We start from the raw sequence: 16,998 nt of genomic DNA on the forward strand, positions 1-16,998 counted from the left end.
CGCCTCCCCCCGCAACACATCCGCCGCCACGCATGAATCCACCCTCTGTGCAGACCCCTGTGACCTCCGCCCCTTCGGGCGTCAAGCAGGGCAGCCTGCGCGCAACCGGCTTGCGCAAGACCTATAACGGCCGCACCGTGGTGCAGGACGTCTCCCTGTCCGTCTCCAGCGGCGAAGTCGTGGGCCTGCTTGGCCCGAACGGCGCCGGCAAGACCACCAGCTTCTACATGATCGTGGGCCTGGTGCCGGCCGACGCCGGCCGCATCGAGATCGACGGCGACGCCATCACCGCCATGCCGATCCACAAGCGCGCGCGCATGGGCCTGTCCTATCTGCCCCAGGATGCATCCGTGTTCCGCCGGCTGACGGTAGAGCAGAACATCCGCGCCGTGCTGGAGCTGCAACTGGGGCCGGATGGCAAGCCCCTGCCCACGGCCAAGATCAACCAGCAGATGGAATCGCTGCTGGAGGAACTGCAGATCGGCCACATTCGCAGCAACGCGGCCATCTCGCTGTCGGGCGGCGAACGCCGCCGCGTGGAAATCGCGCGCGCGCTGGCCACCAGCCCGCGCTTCATCCTGCTGGACGAACCCTTCGCCGGCGTGGACCCCATCGCGGTGATCGAGATCCAGCGCATCGTGCGCTTCCTGAAGGGCCGCGGCATCGGCGTGCTCATCACCGACCACAACGTGCGCGAAACGCTGGGCATCTGCGACCGCGCCTACATCATCAGCGAAGGCAAGGTGCTGACCGACGGCCATCCCGACGAGATCGTCGGCGATCCGGCCGTGCGCCGCGTCTACCTGGGCGAGCACTTCCGCATGTAACAGCGGCGGCCCTGGGGAAGACCCTTAGGGCCGCTCCGCTTTCTCCTGGCGGTCCGGCCCGCCAAGGCGCTTGCGCGCTTTTCCCGATTTTTCCCCGCGATTCCCGACTTTTCCCGGCGCCGTTTCCGCGCGCTTCGGCGCCTTTCGCCCCTCCGCCGGACTCAGCCATAAAAATGCCACGAACTTGCGCTAGGTCAGCTTGTTTTATCGGCGCGAGTCTATACACTAATACCAACGACCCACACAAAACCTCTCTACCAAGGAGATCGCCTAACGACCCCACCGCGCCACCGGGCGCACCTCTTATATCCTCTTTACAGAAGGAGAGCACACTATGAACCTGAGCATCTGCGGTCGTCACCTCGACGTCACCCCGGCCATCCGGGAATATGTCATGAACAAACTGGCGCGAGTGCTGCGGCATTTCGATCACGTCATCGATACCCAGGTCATGCTCTCAGTTGAGCCCCTGCGGCACAAAGCCGAAATCACCATGCGTCTGAGCGGCAAGGACATTCATTGTGAAGCAACCGATGAAAACCTCTACGCTGCGATAGACCTCCTCGCCGACAAAGTCGACCGTCAGGTCATCAAGCACAAGGACAAGGTGCGAAGCCACACAGCAGAGTCCGTGAAGCGGCAAGCGGCGAATCTCTCGCCTCCCCAGTAGTACCGCGCCTCACGATCGCTCCCCTGCGAGCGCTTGGCAATACAGCGATTAACCATCCTGCCTGAGTCCCGGTGTCCCGCTAGACCTTGCGTCCAGCCGGGGCATCGGCAAATACCTCCCCCCACGCAGTACCCGCGCAACCGCGTCCGCGCCCGGCCTGTCCGTCGCCCCGGATCCGCTCCCTGTTTTCCCGAATCGACTGACCGTACCGGCCAGGCACATACCCGCACCGCCGCGCGCCAGGCGCGATCCGTTCGGAAATATGCGCCCCCGGCCCCAGGAATACCCACAACCTCGCGCGATCGGTCTATGCTGTCGCTCTTGCGCCTGACGGACGGCACGCCGCCCGGGGCGCGGCGTGCCATGGCCAGCCTCGCGGACAACCCGTCGCGGCCAGCCGGAAGCACGGGGGGATACGCCTGGAACCAGCAGCGGAAAGTCTGCGGGACAACCCCTGGTCCGGGCGTTTTTTGCAGTGCGTCATATAACCATATAATGCTCCGCATGAATCATCTGTCGCGCATTCTTCCCGCCGGCAACGTCGTGCTAGACATGCTCGCCACGAGCAAGAAACGCGCGTTCGAGCAAGCCGGCCTGCTCTTCGAAAACAATCACGGCCTGGCGCGTTCGCTGGTGTTCGACAGCCTGTTCGCGCGCGAGCGCCTCGGGTCGACGGCGCTGGGCCAGGGCGTTGCCGTGCCGCACGGCCGCGTCAAGGGCCTGGAGCAGGCGCTGGCGGCGTTCATCCGCCTGGCGCAGCCCATCGCCTTCGACGCCCCCGACGGCCAGCCCGTCTCCATGCTGCTCTGCCTGCTGGTGCCCGAAACCGCGACGCAGCAGCACCTGGACATCCTGGCCGAACTGGCGCAGCTGATGTCGAACAAGGCGCTGCGCGAAGCGCTGGGCACCGAGACCGATCCGGCCGTGGTCCACAAGATGCTGACCACCGGCCAACTCTGATTCTCCACGCGGACACGCAGCCATGCTCACGGTGCAGGAACTGGTCGACGACAACGCCGACAAAATCCCCTTCAACTGGATCGCGGGCCAGGGCGCCGCAGACCGCGCGATTCCCGATGACGGCATGGCGGCCGCCGACCTCGTTGGCCACCTGAACCTGATCCACCCCTCGCGCATCCAGGTGTTCGGCCAGGAAGAGCTGGCGTACTACACCCGCTTCGACCTGCGCCGCCGCATGCACCACATGGACGAGCTGCTGATCGGCGGCGTGCCCGCCATCCTGCTGGCCGACGGCCTGACGCCGCCGCAGGACCTGGTGGACCAGTGCGACCAGCACCAGGTGCCGCTGCTGTCCACGCCGGTCGCCGCCGCGCAGCTGATCGACCTGCTGCGCATCTACCTGGGCAAGAAGCTCGCACCCACCACCACCGTGCACGGCGTGTTCCTGGACGTGCTGGGCCTGGGCGTGCTGATCACCGGCGAGTCCGGCCTGGGCAAGAGCGAACTCGCGCTGGAACTGATCTCGCGCGGCCACGGCCTGGTGGCCGACGACGCGGTGGAGTTCTCGCGCACCGCGCCCAACATGATCGAGGGCCACTGCCCGCAACTGCTGCAGAACCTGCTGGAAGTGCGCGGCCTGGGCCTGCTCGACATCCGCACCATCTTCGGCGAGACCTCGGTGCGCCGAAAGATGCGCCTGAAGCTCATCGTGCATCTGGTGCGCGCCACCGCGCAGGACAAGTTCGAACGCCTGCCGCTGCAGGACATCACGCAGGACATGCTGGGCCTGCCGGTGCGCAAGGTCATGCTGCAGGTGGCCGCCGGCCGCAACCTCGCCGTGCTGGTCGAGGCCGCCGTGCGCAATACCATCCTGAAGCTGCGCGGCATCGATACGCTGGGCGAATTCATGGAACGCCAGGCCATGGCGATCCTGCAGAGCAGCAAGTAACGCCATCCGCGACAGGCAGGCCCGCGCCCTTGGCCCTGTACGAGACCCTTGCGGCCGAGATCGAGAAATCGATCCGCGACGGCGTGCTGCGCACCGGCGACAAGCTGCCTTCCGTGCGTGACGCCTGTTCCAGCCGCGGCGTCAGTCCCTCCACCGTCTTCCAAGCCTATTACCTGTTGGAAGCGCGCGGCCTGATCCGCGCGCGCCCGCGCTCGGGCTATTACGTGAGCGCGCGCGCCGAGCCGCTGCCGCCCGAACCCGGCGCCTCCTGCCCGGATGGCGAGTCCACCGAGCTGGCGATCAGCGAACGCATCTTCGACATCCTGGGTTCAGTGCGCAACCGCGACGTGGCGCCGCTGGGATCCGCCTTTCCCTCGCCGCTGCTGTTTCCGCTGCCACGGCTGGCGCAGGCCATGGCGGCGCATCTCAAGCGCCAGGACCCGCTGGACACGGTCGAGGACCTGTCGCCCGGCAATCCCGCGCTGCGCCGCCAGATCGCGCTGCGCTACCTGATCGCCGGCATCAACATCCCCGCCAGCGACATCGTCGTCACCAACGGCGCGCTCGAGGCGCTGAACCTGTGCCTGCAGGCGGTCACCCGCCCCGGCGACACGGTGATCGTCGAAGCGCCCACGTTCTATGGCGCGCTGCAGGCGCTGGAACGGCAGGGACTGAAGGCATTGGAAGTGCCGACGCACCCGCGCACCGGCATGGACCTGGACGCGCTGGAAAACGCCATCGCGCGGCACCGGCCCGCCGCCTGCTGGCTGATGACGCAATTCCAGAATCCGCTGGGCAGCCTCATGCCCGATGAGCGCAAGCGGCAATTGGTCGAGCTGCTCACGCGCCACGACATTCCGCTGATCGAGGACGACGTCTACGGCGAGCTGTATTTCGGCGCGACGCGCCCGGTGCCGGCCAAGGCCTACGACACGCAGGGCCTGGTGCTGCACTGTTCCTCATTCTCCAAATGCCTGGCGCCGGGCTACCGAATCGGCTGGGCCTCGGCGGGCCGATACACGCAGCGCGTGCAGCGGCTCAAGCTGTCGTCCACGCTGTCGGCGTCCGGCCCGGCGCAGGGCGCCATCGCGGAATTCCTGGAACAGGGCGGCTACGACCGTCACCTGCGCCGGCTGCGCGACACGTTGCAGACCCTGCAGGCCCGGATGGCGACGGCGGTGGCCCATGCGTTTCCCGCCGGCACGCGCATGACACGGCCGCAAGGCGGCTTCTTCCTGTGGCTGGAGCTGCCCCAGGGCATCGACGCGCTGGCGCTGCATCGCCAGGCGCTGGCGCGCGGCATCAGCGTCGCGCCCGGCCCGATTTTCTCGGCCAGCGGCCAGTTCGCCAGCGCGCTGCGCCTGAACTGCGGCCACCCCTGGAACGAAGCCCAGGCCGAGGCCGTGCGCACGCTGGGCGAACTGGCCCTCGCGGCGCTGGCCCGGCACAGGCCGGAAGCCCGCGATCTGACGCTCGGCCCCTGAGCCTCGGAACCGGCCGACGGCCCCCGGACTCCAGGCGCGCCGACTTCAATTGCGCGTGGACGCGTCGCGCGCGCGCTTGACCTCCAGCGGCGTGACGCCGCCCGCCTCGTTGCCCCAGCTGTTGCGGATATAAGTCACCAGCGCGGCGATGTCGTTGTCGTTCAGCAGTTGCCCGAACGGCGGCATGCCGTGAGGCCGGGGATTGGCCGCCGTGGCCGGCGCGTAACCGCCGTCGAGCACCATGCGGATGGCATTGACGGGCGACGGCGCGGTCACGCCGGGATTGCCGGCCAGCGCGGGCCAGGCCGAACCTGCGCCCTCGCCCGCCGCCTGATGGCATTGCACGCACTGCTGGCGGTAGATCTTGCCGCCGATATCCATCAAGGCGGGCGAGGCCGACGCGGCCTGGCGCTGCGTGGCCGCCGGCGTGGCGGGCAAGGTCTTCAGGTAGACGCCGATCGCCAGCGCATCGTCATCGCTCAGGTACTGCGTGCTGCCCCTCACCACCTCGGCCATCGGCCCCGTGGCGGTGGAATGCGCGGCGATGCCGGTCTTGAGCAGCGCCGCGATGTCCGTGGCCTGCCAGCGGCCCATGCCGACGCTCAGGTCGTTGGTCAACGGCGGCGCGTACCAATCCAGCACCGGAATCACGCCGCCGGCCAGCGGCTCGGCCGCGCGCGTGGCGCCCAGGCTGTTGCGCGGCGTATGGCAGGCCGCGCAATGGCCCGGCCCCTCGACCAGATAGCGGCCTCGGTTCCAGGGCGCCGACTGGCCGGCGTCGGATTGCAGCGTGCCCGGCTTGAAGTACAGCGCCCGCCAGAACGCCAGCAACGCGCGCTGGTTGTAGGGGAACTCCATTTCAGCGGGGCGATTGGGCTGGTTGACCGGTTCCACCGTGCGCAGGAAGGCATACAGCGCGTCGGCGTCGGCGCGCGTCATGCGTGTGTACTCGGTGTAGGGAAAGGCCGGATACAGCAGCGTGCCGTCGCGCGACTTGCCGTTGTGCAGCGCGCGCCAGAAGTCATCCGCGCTCCAGGCGCCGATGCCGGTCTGCGGATCCGGCGTGAGGTTGGGACCGTAGACCACGCCGAACGGCGTGGGCACCGGCGTGCCGCCGGCATAGGGCTTGCCGCCCCGGCTGGTGTGGCAGGCCATGCAGTTGCCCGCCAGCGCCAGGTAGCGGCCGCGCTCGGCCAGGCTGGCCGCGTCGCCGCTGGCGGGCGGACCGCCGCCGGCGTCCTCGCGCGTGCCCATCCAGTACAGCGTGCCCGCCGCCGCCACGATCAGCAGGACCAGGACCGCAAGGGCGCGTTTGATGTGCTTCATGGCCGCCCCCTCAACGCCGCACCTGGCTGCCGCACTCGGCGGGCAGCTTGAGCGAATCCGCCGGTTCGGCGGCGTAGGACGCGGGCACCGGCCGCGACGACAGCCAGGCCGCCAGCGCGCTGATGTCCGCCGGCGTCAACTTGGCGGCCACGTCCGCCATGCAGTCGGGCTCGGCCGCGCGCCGCAGCCCGTTCTTCCAGCTGCCGATCTGGGCGCCGATGTAGTCGCGCGGCAGGCCCAGCAGGCCGGGCACGCCCGGCAATAGCCCGCCCAGCGAGGCGCCGTGGCAGGCGGCGCATGCCGGCAGGCCGCGAGCGGCGTCGCCGTCCTGGGCAAGCTTGCGGCCTGCCTCCAGGATCGCGGTGGAAACCTCGGGGCGCACCGCCGCCGGATACGGCACGTGCTGGTCGGCGAAATAGGCCGCGATCTCGCGCAGGTAGTCGTCGGGCAGGCCGGCCAGCAGATGCGACATGGGCCGGTACTGCCGCCGGTCGTCGCGGAAGTTCAGCAGCTGGTGGTAGAGGTACTCCTGGGGCTTGCCGGCCAGGCGCGGATAGTAGCCATCGGACCCGGCGCGGCCCTGCTCGCCGTGGCAGGCGGTACAGGCGGCGACGCGCGCGGCCATGGTGTCCGGCTTCAGGACCGGCCCCTGCGCCGCCGCTGGCGCGGTGCCCAACGCTGTGGCCAAACCAACAGCGGCGGCCGCCGACAGGCATGTTTTTACCCAGAACCGCGGTGATGCCACACTACAGGAAGAAATGAAGGCTAACATCTAGGTCGAGTTCCAACCCCGGGGACGCCTGCCGGCGGGGCACGTGAATGAATCGATCGGGTATCCTGCCCCGGAGCTTACGCCACGGGATCAGTCGGGGTACAGGCGCAGATTCCGAGTTTACGGCCATAGCAGATGCCATTGCGCCGGCATCGCCCTCGAAAAGCATGCCAAAATCATGTCCATGTTGAAAGTCGTCCTCGTCACCGGCATTTCCGGCTCCGGCAAGTCCGTGGCCCTGCGGATGCTCGAAGACGCCAGCTATACCTGCGTCGACAACCTGCCGGTGCGGTTCCTGGCCGAGTTCATCGCCAACGCCCGCGACAGCGGCCTGGAGCGCGTGGCGGTCGCCATCGACGTGCGCTCGCCCGGCGAACTGGCCGAACTGCCCGACGTGGTCACCGCGCTGCGCGCCATGGGCACCAGCCTGCGCGTGATCTTCCTGGATGCCAGCACCATCACGCTGGTGCAGCGCTACTCCGAGTCGCGCCGCCGCCACCCTCTTACCGACCGCCTCAAGCGCGGCGGCACCGCGCCGTCGCTGGCCGAGTGCATCGCCGAGGAACGCGAGCTGCTGGCGCCGCTGCGCGAGCAGGAACACGTGATCGACACCTCGGACCTGACGCCCGGCCAGCTGCGCGCCTGGATCCGCGACCTGATCCAGGCCGACGTGGCGCCGCTGGTGCTGACGTTCGAGTCCTTCGCCTACAAGCGCGGCGTGCCAAGGGACGCCGACCTGGTGTTCGACGTGCGCTGCCTGCCCAACCCCTATTACGACCGCGACCTGCGCCCGCTGACGGGCCGCGACGAGCCCGTGGCCCAATGGCTGGCCGGCTTCGACCAGGTCGGCCAGATGGTCGATGACATCGCCGGCTTCATCAAGCGCTGGCTGCCGCAATACACGCAGGACACGCGCAACTACCTGACCGTGGCCATCGGCTGTACCGGCGGCCAGCACCGCTCGGTCTACGTGGTCGAACAACTGGCCAAGCGCTTCGCCGACCACGACCCGCTGCTCGTGCGCCACCGCAACCAGCTTCCGGACGAGTCCGCATGACCCTGAACCGCCCGCTCCACCTGATCATGATGTTGCTGCTGGCCATCGCCGTGGCCGGCTGCTCTTCCACCGGGGGACGAAAAAAGGGCGGTGGCTATTACAAGGACGACGGTCCCGACGCGAATCCGCCGTCCAACCTGGACCAGGTGCCCGACGCGGTGCCGCGCATCGAGCCCTACGCCAGCGGCGCGAACCGGCCCTACGTGGTGTTCGGCCAGCGCTACGTGCCCGACACCACCGGCCAGCCCTATCGCAAGCAGGGCATCGCGTCCTGGTACGGCAAGAAATTCCACGGCAACTCCACGTCGATCGGCGAGCCCTACGACATGTACGCCATGACGGCGGCCCACACCACGCTGCCGGTGCCCAGCTACGCCCGGGTGACCAGCCTGGTCAACGGCCGCACCGTGATCGTGCGCGTCAACGATCGCGGCCCGTTCCACAGCGACCGCATCATGGACCTGTCCTACGTGGCGGCCTACAAGCTGGGCATCATCGGCCCGGGCAGCGGCCAGGTAGTGGTGGAGAGCATCGGCGCGGAGGAAATCCGGCGTCTGGCCTCGCATGGCCCCGCCGCCCCGCCGCCGCAACCGTCGTCCGCCACGGGCTCGCAGCCGGTGGCCGAGCCGGTCGCCGCCGCCCCGGTCGCGCTGACGCCGGTGGCGCTGCCGGCCACGCCGCAGCCGGCACGCCCGGCGCCCGCCGGCGGCATCGGCAACGTCTATCTGCAGGTGGGCGCGTTCAGCCAGCCGGCCAATGCGCAGACGCTGGTCAGCCGCATCAATGCGCAGCTGAGCGCGGAAGGCGCGCCGCCCGCCATGATGGAGCAGGCCAACAACCTGTACCGCGTCAAGATCGGCCCCTACCCCGACCGCCAGAGCGCGCTGAACGCCGTGCAGCAGGTGTCGGATCGCATCGGCATCCTGCCCAGCATCGCCGCCCAGTAGGCGCGGCGGTCCGGCGGGCGCGCGTCGCGCCCGTCATCCTCGACGATCCCAAAAAGCCGTCAGGCCACGCGACGCCCGGCGCTACCAGGGCAGTTCGGCCTGCCCGTCGCAGACGCGGCGCGCCCTGGGGCTGCGGCTCACGTACAGATTGCCCTCGTGCGCCAACAGCGCCTGCTTGCGCGGCAGCCCGCCGCCAAAACCGGTCAACGAGGTATCGCTGCCGATCACGCGGTGACAGGGAATGATGATGATCAGCGGATTTCGGCCCACCGCGCCGCCGATGGCCTGCGCGCCCTTGGGCCGGCCCACGGTCCGCGCCAGTTCGCCGTAGCTCGTCAGCACGCCGAAATCCAGCGCGCACAGCGCGCGCCAGACTTCATGCTGGAACGGCGTGCCGACCGGATCCAGCGCCACCTCGAAAGCGCGCCGGTCCTTGGCGAACCACTCCTCCAGCTCGCGCCGTCCCTGTTCCAGGATCGGATTCGATTCGTCGCGCAGCCAGCCTTCGGACGAAGGCAGCAGCGCCTGGTCGGTGAACCATGCCCCGCGCAGGCCCTTGGCGCTGGCGACCAGGCGCATCTCGCCCAGCGGCGTGGGCATGTCCCGGTAGACCAGCTGTTCGTCGGGGTCGCCGTGCTTGCCGGACGCGACCGTTGCATAGACCATGCCAATGACTCCCTCTATCCCGCCTACTGCCCGTCGCCGGCGGCCGTCTTGCGCAGCGCCCGGCTGTACAGCGCGTCCTTGGGCAGGCCCGTGACCTTGGCCGCCACCTTGGCCGCGTCGCGCACGGACAGGGTTTCCAACAAGGCGTCGAGCAGCGCGTCGGCGCGCGCGTCGACCTCGCCCTCGTCTTCTGCGGCCTCGTCGGCGTGCACGATCAGCACGAACTCGCCCTGCTCGCGGTGCGGGTCGGCGGCCAGCCAGGCCGCGCCCTCGCCCAGCGCGAAGGTGGCGATTTCCTCGAAGCGCTTGGTCAACTCGCGCGCCACGGTCAGCTTGCGCGCCGGGCCGCAGACCTCCAGCAGGTCCGCCAGCGTGGCGGCCAGCCGGTGCGGCGACTCGAACATCACCACCGGCGCCGGCAGCGCGCACCAGGTGCGCAGCCAGCGCTGGCGCGCGGCCGCCTTGGGCGGCGCGAAACCGGCGAAGGCGAAGGCGGGATTCTCGTCGGATGTGACGCCGCTGCCCATCAGGGCCGCGATGACCGCGCTGGGGCCAGGCACCGGCACCACCGCGTAGCCGGCCTCGCGCACGGCGCGGACCACGCGCGCGCCCGGATCGCTGACGGCCGGCGCTCCGGCGTCGGACACCAGCGCCACGCGCTGGCCCTGGGCCAGGCGCTCGCAGATCGCCTGCGCGGCCGAGGCTTCGTTGTGCCGATGGGCGGCCATGAGTGGCGTGCCCACGCCCCAGGCGTCCAGCAGCTTGCGGCTGGCCCGGGTGTCCTCGGCGGCGATCACGTCCGCGCGCTGCAGGGCATGCCAGGCCCGCAGGCCCAGGTCGCCCAGGTTGCCGATGGGCGTGGCCACCACATACAGCGTCGCGGCGGGCCAATGCTGGCCGGCGACGCTCTCGGCGACCCGGCTCCAGGCATCGCCGGCGGCGGGTGAGACATTTTGATTCATTGCGGGCAGCTCAGGCGGAAAACCATGCCAGTGTAGCCGCCTGGCGCATCCCTTCCGCCCTGGAGCCCGCATGAACGACGAGATCCTGCCCCTGGCCCTGGTGCTCGCGCAGGCCGCGCGGCGCCGCGCCCGGCGCAAACGGAGCGCGACGGCGCGCAAGCCCGCCCCCGCGCCGCGCCGCTCGCCCACCCAGCGCGTCGGCGACGCCCACGAGGACGCCGCGCTGCGCCTGCTGCAGGCGCGCGGCCTGGTCCTGCTGGCGCGCAACCTGGCCTGCCGTCACGGCGAGATCGACCTGGCCATGCGCGACGGCGCGGTGCTGGTCTTCGTCGAGGTTCGCGCCCGCCGCGACGCGCGCTTCGGCGGCGCGGCGGCCAGCATCGGCGCGGCCAAGCAGCGGCGGCTGGCCCAGGCGGCCGCGTACTGGCTGCCGCGCCTGGCCGCCCGCCACTGGCGCGGCGTCCCGCCGGCCGCGCGCTTCGACGTGGTCGCCTTCGAATCCGGCGTTGCCCGGTGGCTGCGCGATGCCTTCCTGGTCGCGAGCTGAACGGTCCGGCGCGCCCGGCGACAGGCCGGTTACGACAAGGCGAAAAGCCGTTACGCCTGGTCAGGCCGGCGTCACGGCCCCATGAGATAATCGCGCCCATGGATATGACCTCTCGTATGACGTCGCACTTTCGCGATGCCGCGGCCACGCTCGAGCAAAGCATGAACGAGCTGGCCGAACCGCTGGCGGTGGCGGTGGACGTGCTGTTTGGCGCCCTGGCGAACAATGGCAGGATTCTGGCTTGCGGCAATGGCGGCTCGGCCGCCGACGCGCAACATTTCGTCGCCGAACTGGTGGGCCGCTTCGAGCGCGAACGCCTGCCCCTGGCCGGCATCGCGCTGAATACCGACACCTCGATCATGACGGCGGTCGGCAACGACTACGGCTTCGACGAGATCTACGAGCGCCAGGTCAACGCGCTGGGCCAGCCCGGCGACGTGCTGGTGGCCATTTCCACCAGCGGCAACTCGCCCAACGTGGTGCGCGCCATGGAAGCGGCCAGCGCCCGGGAAATGCATGTGCTGGCCCTGACCGGCAAGGGCGGCGGCGTCATGGGGGAACTCATTACGCCCATGGACGTCCATCTATGCGTGCCCAGTGATCGCACGATGCGCATCCAGGAAGTCCACATCTTGCTGCTGCACGCCCTTTGTGACGGCATTGACGCTCTTCTGCTAGGAGACACCGAATGATTTCTGACGCCAGGACCGCGGCCCGCCCGCTGCTGCTCGCCGCCTTGCTCTCGACCGCCGCCCTGTCGCTGTCGGCCTGCGCGCCCCTGATCGTCGGCGGCGCCGCCGCCACCACGGCGGTGGTCGTGACCGACCGCCGCACGTCGGGCACCCAGCTCGAAGACCAGAACATGGCCTTCAAGGCGCAGCACCAGATTTCCCAGAAGCTGGGCGAGACCGCGCGGGTCAACGCCATGGCCTATGGCGGCATCCTGCTGCTGACCGGCGACGTGCCCACCGACGAGGCCAAGAACCAGGCCACCGCCATGGCCCGCGGCGTCGAGAACGTCAAGCAGGTGGTGAACCAGCTGACCGTGGGCCCGATCGCCTCGCTGGGCGTGCGCTCGAACGACACCTGGCTGACCTCCAAGGTCAAGACGGCCCTGATCAACACCAAGTACGTGCCGTCGGGCACCATCGCCGTCACCACCGACCACAGCGTGGTGTACCTGATGGGCAAGCTGACCCAGGCCGAGGGCGACTACGCCGCCAACGCGGCGGCCGACGTGGGCGGCGTGGCCAAGGTTGTTAAACTGTTCGAGACCATCAGCCGCGAGGAAGCCGTGCGGCTGTCCAGCAGCGGATCCAAGTCCTCGCAGTCCGGCTCCTCCGCCGACGCCAAGGCGCCGATCGAAAGCAGCGCCGGCGCCCAGGGCGACGGCAACGCCTCCGGCGGCGGCAGCAGCGGCGTGCAGGCCATACCGATCAAGTAACGCTCTACTCCACGCGGCCCAGCGATGAAAAAAGCCCTTCTAGCCCTGACCCTCCTGGTGGCCGCCGGCATCGGCGGCTGGTTCCTGCTGCGCCCGGCGCAGACCGCGCCGGACGTGCGATTCACCACGCTGGAGGGCAAGTCCTTCTCCATGCAGGACCTGCGCGGCAAGGTCGTGCTGGTGAAGTTCTGGGCGACCAGCTGCGTCACCTGCGTCAAGCAGATGCCGGAAACCATCTCGGCCTACAACGAGTACGCGGCCAAGGGCTACGAAGCCATCGCGGTCGCGATGAACTACGATCCGCCCAACTTCGTGCTGAACTTCGCCGAGACCCGCAAGCTGCCCTTCCCGGTGGCGCTGGACACCAAGGGCGACATCGCCCGCGCCTTCGGCGACATCCGCCTGACGCCCACGGCCTTCCTGATCGACAAGCAGGGCCGCATCATCAAGCGCTACCTGGGCGAATACGACGTGGCCGAATTCCACGCCACCGTGGAAAAGGCGCTGGCCGCGGGCTGAACCGCATTCGATCCCGGTCCCCCCAAAGAAAAACCGCTCAGTAGAGCGGTTTTCTTTTGTCTGGCTGGAAAAGCTCGCCCGGCTTAGAACGCCGGCACCACGGCGCCCTTGTACTTTTCCTGGATGAACTTCTTCACCTCGGGCGTGTGCAGGGCGTTGACCAGCTTCTTGATGGCCGGCGCGTCCTTGTTGTCGGCGCGGGTCACCAGCACGTTGGCGTAGGGCGAGTCGGAGCCTTCGATGAACAGCGCATCCTTGGTCGGGACCAGGCCGGCTTCCAGCGCGTAGTTGGTGTTGATCAGCGCCAGGTCCACGTCGTCCAGCGAACGCGGCAGCATCGCGGCTTCCAGCTCGCGGAACTTCAGCTTCTTGGGGTTCTCGATCACGTCGGCGGCGGTCGCCAGGATGTTGGACGGATCCTTCAGCTTGACCAGGCCCTGCTTCTGCAGCAGCACCAGGGCGCGGCCGCCGTTGGACGGATCGTTCGGGATGGCGATCGTGGCGCCGTCCTTGAGTTCGGAGACGTTCTTGATCTTCTTGGAGTAACCGCCGAAGGGCTCGACGTGCACCAGGGCCACCGGCACCAGCGTGGCCTTGCGGTCCTTGTTGAACGACTCCAGGTAAGGCTTGTGCTGGAAGAAGTTGGCGTCGAGCTGCTTGTCGTTCAGTTGCAGGTTGGGCTGCACGTAGTCGCTGAACACCTTGATGTCCAGTTCCACGCCTTCCTTGGCCAGCTGCGGCTTCACCACCTCCAGGATTTCGGCATGCGGCACCTGGGTCGCGCCCACCACGATTTTTTCAGCATGGGCGGCGCCTGCGGCCGCCAGGAAGAAAGCCGAGGCCGCCAGGGCCGACCGGACGAAGTTCAAACGCATGTATTGCCTCTCTTATAGGTAGGAAATCGGGGGCTGATGCCCGGCCGGTTGGAGGTCCGCCCTCTCGTGGAGGACAGCGCCGTTGTGAAAACGCCCCCAATTTACCTGAATGCCGGTTATTTGTCGGGCATATGAACATGGGTTTTGGATATAAGCCGGCAGCGGGTACTACAATCCGTCGTATGCTTGCGCTGGCGCGGTTCCCGTGCCTTATCGCGCAGGCATTTTCATGCCGCCGCCTCCCAGGAAGCGAAGGCTTTCCCCTCTCATGACCCACGCTTTTTCAATCATCTATTTACCGACTTAGCTGCCATGACCGACACCCCCGACCCTGCTGCCGTCTCGTCTCCCGCCGTCAAAGCCGCCGTGCTGTCCGAGGCCTTGCCGTACATCCGACGATTTCACGGCAAGACCATCGTGGTGAAGTACGGCGGCAACGCCATGACGGAAGAGCGGTTGCAGCGCAGCTTCGCGCACGACGTGGTGCTGCTCAAGCTGGTCGGCCTGAACCCCGTGGTGGTCCACGGCGGCGGTCCGCAGATCGATGACGCGCTGCGCCGCATCGGCAAGCAGGGCACCTTCATCCAGGGCATGCGCGTCACCGACGCCGAGACCATGGAAGTCGTCGAATGGGTGCTGGGCGGTCAGGTCCAGCAGGACATCGTCATGATGATCAACGAAGTCGGCGGCAAGGCCGTGGGCCTGACCGGCAAGGACGGCGGACTGATCCAGGCCCAGAAGAAGCTGATGGCCAACAAGGACAACCCCGCCGAACCCATCGATATCGGCTTCGTCGGCGACATCACGCTGGTCGAGCCGGCCGTGGTCAAGGCGCTGCAGGACGACCAGTTCATCCCGGTCATCTCCCCCATCGGCTATGGCGAGGACGGCACCGCCTACAACATCAACGCCGACGTGGTCGCCGGCAAGATGGCCGAAGTGCTGGGCGCCGAGAAGCTGCTGATGCTGACCAACACCCCGGGCGTGCTGGACAAGGCGGGCAAGCTGCTGCGCAGCCTGTCGGCCCAGACCATCGACGAGCTGTTCGCCGACGGCACCATCTCGGGCGGCATGCTGCCCAAGATCTCGTCGGCGCTGGACGCCGCCAAGAACGGCGTGAACTCGGTCCACATCGTCGACGGCCGCGTGCCGCACTGCCTGCTGCTGGAAATCCTCACGGACCAAGGCGTCGGCACGATGATCAGCTCGCATTGATGCCCACCCCCGAAGCGCTGCGCGCTTCCCCCTCAAGGGGGCGCTGCTGCGGACCGGCAAAGCCGGCTCCGCGCAGCCCCTGTCGGGGCCGAATAGCCTCAGTTTGGACGGTGCGTAGCGCCATGGGCAACTGATGCGAAGCCTGCGCCAATTGCAGCGGCCCGCGGTGCGCGTGCGGCGGTCCCGCAGGACCGCCGCGCACGACGACGGGCTGTTGTGGCTGTTCGACCTGGACAACACGCTGCACGACACGTCGCACGCGATCTTCCCGCGCATCGACCACGGCATGACCATGGCCGTGGCCGAGACGCTGGGCGTGGACATCGACACGGCCAACCACCTGCGCCGCAAGTACTGGAAGCGCTACGGCGCCACCATGATCGGCCTGGTGCGCCATCATGGCGTGGACCCGCACGAGTTCCTGCACCGCAGCCATGACTTCGACGTGAACCCGCTGGTGCGCGCCGAGAAGGCGCTGGCCTACAAGCTGCGCCAGCTGCCCGGACGCAAGGTGCTGCTGACCAACGCGCCGCTCGAGTACGCGCGCGCGGTGCTGCGCCGACTAGGCATCCTGCGCCAGTTCGACAGCCTCTGGGCCATCGAGCACATGCGCCTGCACGGCGAGTTCCGCCCCAAGCCGTCGCCGGCCCTGCTGCGCTACGTGCTGGCGCGCGAGGGCGCGTCGCCCCGCCGCACCGTGCTGGTCGAGGACACGCTGGCCAATCTGCGCGGCGCGCGCCGCGCCGGCCTGCGCACGGTTCACGTCTATCATCCCGGCACGCCGTTCGGACGCGGCCGCTCGCAACGGCCGTCCTACGTCGACTTGCGGGTAAACTCGGTCAGTGATTTGCTGTTGCGCCGACGTCCCCTGCGTGGATAGCGGCGGGTCTTACCCCCCACCCTTCCGTCAGCCTGCGTGGACCAGACACTTTCATGGCGAGCAAACCCGGCGAACGCAAGACCCAGATACTGCAGACCCTGGCCGAAATGCTGGAGCAGCCGCACGCCTCCCGCATCACCACGGCCGCGCTGGCCGCGCGCCTGTCGGTATCCGAGGCCGCGCTGTACCGCCACTTCGCCAGCAAGGCGCAGATGTTCGAGGGGCTGATCGAATTCATCGAGACCAGCATCTTCACGCTGGTCAACCAGATCGCCGCCGCCGAGCCGCTGGGCGTGACCCAGGCGCGCCAGACCGTGGCCATGCTGCTCACCTTCTCCGAACGCAACAAGGGCATGACCCGGGTGCTGACCGGCGACGCGCTGGTCACCGAGGACAACCGGCTGCAGGAACGCATCAACCACATCAACGACCGCATCGAGGCCTCGCTGCGACAGTCGCTGCGCACCGCCGTGACCGACGGCGGCCTGCCGCCCGAGGCCAACATCAGCGCCCATGCCAGCCTGCTGACGCACCTGGTGCTGGGTCGCTGGCTGCGCTATGCGCAAAGCGGCTGGCGCGTCGCGCCCACGCTGCACCTGGACGAACAGCTGCGCCTGGCGCTGGGCTGAGCGTCCGCGAAACACCCTGCCGATTGACGCTCACGGCCGCCGCGCGCGGCTTGCCGCGCATGCGCGCAGCCCATTGCCGGGCTTGCGATTTTTCAGGGCCGACGAGCATAATGCCGCGGGTGGGTTCCCACAAGCGCGATTTCCAAGTGGCTTGACCCACATCAATACGGGTTTTCCTGAATGCCGTCACGATCATACTGTAGCGTCGACATGCCGAATTGATTCATCCCGTGCTCGCGGGGCGGCGTGTCGTCAGTTTGACCTCAACC

At 68.4% G+C, this 16,998-nt stretch carries 19 protein-coding genes; 14 read left to right on the forward strand and 5 right to left on the reverse strand.

All coding sequences use genetic code 11. The annotated features are described in order from the left end of the window. Positions 1 to 32 precede the first annotated feature (32 nt). From lptB to C2U31_RS03040, 5 genes are all read left to right on the forward strand, one after another. Positions 33 to 827, forward strand: a complete 795-nt coding sequence (gene lptB / locus C2U31_RS03020; RefSeq protein WP_103271488.1) for an LPS export ABC transporter ATP-binding protein — start codon at positions 33 to 35, stop codon at positions 825 to 827. Positions 828 to 1,161: 334 nt separating this feature from the next. Continuing rightward, positions 1,162 to 1,497 carry a ribosome hibernation-promoting factor, HPF/YfiA family gene (hpf, locus tag C2U31_RS03025; RefSeq protein ID WP_103271489.1) on the forward strand — a complete coding sequence of 112 codons (336 nt, stop codon included), beginning with the start codon at positions 1,162 to 1,164 and terminating at the stop codon, positions 1,495 to 1,497. A 504-nt stretch (positions 1,498 to 2,001) separates the two neighbouring features. After that, complete coding sequence (locus tag C2U31_RS03030; protein WP_199770941.1) at positions 2,002 to 2,457, forward strand: PTS sugar transporter subunit IIA; 456 nt, start codon at positions 2,002 to 2,004, stop codon at positions 2,455 to 2,457. A 22-nt stretch (positions 2,458 to 2,479) separates the two neighbouring features. Next, positions 2,480 to 3,406: an HPr(Ser) kinase/phosphatase gene (hprK, locus tag C2U31_RS03035; protein WP_053245696.1), complete on the forward strand. Its 927-nt coding sequence runs from the start codon at positions 2,480 to 2,482 to the stop codon at positions 3,404 to 3,406. A gap of 29 nt (positions 3,407 to 3,435) precedes the next feature. Next, positions 3,436 to 4,890, forward strand: a complete 1,455-nt coding sequence (locus C2U31_RS03040; RefSeq protein ID WP_103271491.1) for a PLP-dependent aminotransferase family protein — start codon at positions 3,436 to 3,438, stop codon at positions 4,888 to 4,890. A 45-nt stretch (positions 4,891 to 4,935) separates the two neighbouring features. On the opposite strand, the gene C2U31_RS03045 is transcribed toward C2U31_RS03040, so the two are convergent. Continuing rightward, the gene (locus tag C2U31_RS03045) at positions 4,936 to 6,216 is read right to left on the reverse strand and encodes a cytochrome c (RefSeq protein WP_103271492.1); all 1,281 of its coding nucleotides are present in this window, start codon (positions 6,214 to 6,216) and stop codon (positions 4,936 to 4,938) included. A gap of 10 nt (positions 6,217 to 6,226) precedes the next feature. Beyond that, entirely contained in the window at positions 6,227 to 6,988 is a 762-nt protein-coding gene (locus tag C2U31_RS03050; protein ID WP_103271493.1) for a c-type cytochrome, read from the reverse strand. A 184-nt stretch (positions 6,989 to 7,172) separates the two neighbouring features. On the opposite strand from C2U31_RS03050, the gene rapZ reads away from it, so the two are divergent. Beyond that, positions 7,173 to 8,045 (forward strand): RNase adapter RapZ, encoded by an 873-nt coding sequence (gene rapZ / locus C2U31_RS03055; RefSeq protein WP_103276237.1) that lies wholly within the window; start codon positions 7,173 to 7,175, stop codon positions 8,043 to 8,045. Next, a complete protein-coding gene (locus C2U31_RS03060; protein ID WP_103271494.1) occupies positions 8,042 to 8,992 on the forward strand; it encodes a septal ring lytic transglycosylase RlpA family protein in 951 nt (316 codons plus the stop codon). Before rapZ ends, C2U31_RS03060 begins: the two co-directional genes overlap by 4 nt. 81 nt (positions 8,993 to 9,073) lie before the next feature. Here C2U31_RS03060 and C2U31_RS03065 read toward each other — a convergent pair whose 3' ends face one another. Both C2U31_RS03065 and rsmI read right to left on the reverse strand, forming a co-directional pair. Then, positions 9,074 to 9,658 carry a methylated-DNA--[protein]-cysteine S-methyltransferase gene (locus tag C2U31_RS03065; RefSeq protein WP_103271495.1) on the reverse strand — a complete coding sequence of 195 codons (585 nt, stop codon included), beginning with the start codon at positions 9,656 to 9,658 and terminating at the stop codon, positions 9,074 to 9,076. 23 nt (positions 9,659 to 9,681) lie between these two features. Further along, the gene (gene rsmI / locus C2U31_RS03070) at positions 9,682 to 10,620 is read right to left on the reverse strand and encodes a 16S rRNA (cytidine(1402)-2'-O)-methyltransferase (protein ID WP_103271496.1); all 939 of its coding nucleotides are present in this window, start codon (positions 10,618 to 10,620) and stop codon (positions 9,682 to 9,684) included. A 70-nt stretch (positions 10,621 to 10,690) separates the two neighbouring features. On the opposite strand from rsmI, the gene C2U31_RS03075 reads away from it, so the two are divergent. From C2U31_RS03075 to C2U31_RS03090, 4 genes are all read left to right on the forward strand, one after another. After that, a complete protein-coding gene (locus tag C2U31_RS03075) occupies positions 10,691 to 11,167 on the forward strand; it encodes a YraN family protein (protein WP_103271497.1) in 477 nt (158 codons plus the stop codon). A gap of 98 nt (positions 11,168 to 11,265) precedes the next feature. After that, positions 11,266 to 11,859, forward strand: coding sequence for a phosphoheptose isomerase (locus C2U31_RS03080; protein ID WP_199770942.1), 594 nt, complete (start codon positions 11,266 to 11,268; stop codon positions 11,857 to 11,859). Then, positions 11,856 to 12,611, forward strand: a complete 756-nt coding sequence (locus C2U31_RS03085; RefSeq protein WP_103271498.1) for a BON domain-containing protein — start codon at positions 11,856 to 11,858, stop codon at positions 12,609 to 12,611. The genes C2U31_RS03080 and C2U31_RS03085 overlap by 4 nt, the downstream gene beginning before the upstream one ends. A 24-nt stretch (positions 12,612 to 12,635) precedes the next feature. After that, positions 12,636 to 13,130, forward strand: coding sequence for a peroxiredoxin (locus tag C2U31_RS03090; RefSeq protein WP_103271499.1), 495 nt, complete (start codon positions 12,636 to 12,638; stop codon positions 13,128 to 13,130). An 83-nt stretch (positions 13,131 to 13,213) separates the two neighbouring features. Here the strand turns inward: C2U31_RS03090 and C2U31_RS03095 are convergent, their stop codons facing one another. After that, a complete protein-coding gene (locus tag C2U31_RS03095) occupies positions 13,214 to 14,005 on the reverse strand; it encodes a MetQ/NlpA family ABC transporter substrate-binding protein (protein WP_103271500.1) in 792 nt (263 codons plus the stop codon). A 312-nt stretch (positions 14,006 to 14,317) separates the two neighbouring features. On the opposite strand from C2U31_RS03095, the gene argB reads away from it, so the two are divergent. The 3 genes from argB (at position 14,318) to slmA (ending at position 16,729) form a co-directional block, all read left to right on the forward strand. Then, the gene (gene argB / locus C2U31_RS03100; RefSeq protein WP_006216311.1) at positions 14,318 to 15,220 is read left to right on the forward strand and encodes an acetylglutamate kinase; all 903 of its coding nucleotides are present in this window, start codon (positions 14,318 to 14,320) and stop codon (positions 15,218 to 15,220) included. A gap of 133 nt (positions 15,221 to 15,353) precedes the next feature. Beyond that, positions 15,354 to 16,100, forward strand: coding sequence for a pyrimidine 5'-nucleotidase (locus C2U31_RS03105; RefSeq protein WP_103271501.1), 747 nt, complete (start codon positions 15,354 to 15,356; stop codon positions 16,098 to 16,100). A 53-nt stretch (positions 16,101 to 16,153) separates the two neighbouring features. Further along, on the forward strand, positions 16,154 to 16,729 hold the full coding sequence (gene slmA / locus C2U31_RS03110) for a nucleoid occlusion factor SlmA (protein WP_103271502.1): 576 nt from the start codon (positions 16,154 to 16,156) through the stop codon (positions 16,727 to 16,729). Positions 16,730 to 16,998 lie beyond the last annotated feature (269 nt).

Source organism: Achromobacter sp. AONIH1 (genome assembly GCF_002902905.1).
Taxonomy (GTDB): Bacteria; Pseudomonadota; Gammaproteobacteria; order Burkholderiales; family Burkholderiaceae_B; genus Achromobacter.

Excerpts from the sequence above, each read along its gene's own strand:
- hprK (WP_053245696.1), top strand. The coding sequence starts at position 2,480 with ATGCTCACGGTGCAGGAACTGGTCGACGACAACGCCGACAAAATCCCC.
- C2U31_RS03045 (WP_103271492.1), bottom strand. The coding sequence starts at position 6,216 with ATGAAGCACATCAAACGCGCCCTTGCGGTCCTGGTCCTGCTGATCGTG.
- C2U31_RS03050 (WP_103271493.1), bottom strand. The coding sequence starts at position 6,988 with ATGTTAGCCTTCATTTCTTCCTGTAGTGTGGCATCACCGCGGTTCTGG.
- C2U31_RS03065 (WP_103271495.1), bottom strand. The coding sequence starts at position 9,658 with ATGGTCTATGCAACGGTCGCGTCCGGCAAGCACGGCGACCCCGACGAA.
- C2U31_RS03105 (WP_103271501.1), top strand. The coding sequence starts at position 15,354 with ATGCGAAGCCTGCGCCAATTGCAGCGGCCCGCGGTGCGCGTGCGGCGG.
- hpf (WP_103271489.1), top strand. The coding sequence starts at position 1,162 with ATGAACCTGAGCATCTGCGGTCGTCACCTCGACGTCACCCCGGCCATC.
- rapZ (WP_103276237.1), top strand. The coding sequence starts at position 7,173 with ATGTTGAAAGTCGTCCTCGTCACCGGCATTTCCGGCTCCGGCAAGTCC.
- lptB (WP_103271488.1), top strand. The coding sequence starts at position 33 with ATGAATCCACCCTCTGTGCAGACCCCTGTGACCTCCGCCCCTTCGGGC.
- C2U31_RS03090 (WP_103271499.1), top strand. The coding sequence starts at position 12,636 with ATGAAAAAAGCCCTTCTAGCCCTGACCCTCCTGGTGGCCGCCGGCATC.
- argB (WP_006216311.1), top strand. The coding sequence starts at position 14,318 with ATGACCGACACCCCCGACCCTGCTGCCGTCTCGTCTCCCGCCGTCAAA.
- rsmI (WP_103271496.1), bottom strand. The coding sequence starts at position 10,620 with ATGAATCAAAATGTCTCACCCGCCGCCGGCGATGCCTGGAGCCGGGTC.
- slmA (WP_103271502.1), top strand. The coding sequence starts at position 16,154 with ATGGCGAGCAAACCCGGCGAACGCAAGACCCAGATACTGCAGACCCTG.
- C2U31_RS03085 (WP_103271498.1), top strand. The coding sequence starts at position 11,856 with ATGATTTCTGACGCCAGGACCGCGGCCCGCCCGCTGCTGCTCGCCGCC.
- C2U31_RS03095 (WP_103271500.1), bottom strand. The coding sequence starts at position 14,005 with ATGCGTTTGAACTTCGTCCGGTCGGCCCTGGCGGCCTCGGCTTTCTTC.
- C2U31_RS03080 (WP_199770942.1), top strand. The coding sequence starts at position 11,266 with ATGGATATGACCTCTCGTATGACGTCGCACTTTCGCGATGCCGCGGCC.
- C2U31_RS03075 (WP_103271497.1), top strand. The coding sequence starts at position 10,691 with ATGAACGACGAGATCCTGCCCCTGGCCCTGGTGCTCGCGCAGGCCGCG.
- C2U31_RS03030 (WP_199770941.1), top strand. The coding sequence starts at position 2,002 with ATGAATCATCTGTCGCGCATTCTTCCCGCCGGCAACGTCGTGCTAGAC.
- C2U31_RS03060 (WP_103271494.1), top strand. The coding sequence starts at position 8,042 with ATGACCCTGAACCGCCCGCTCCACCTGATCATGATGTTGCTGCTGGCC.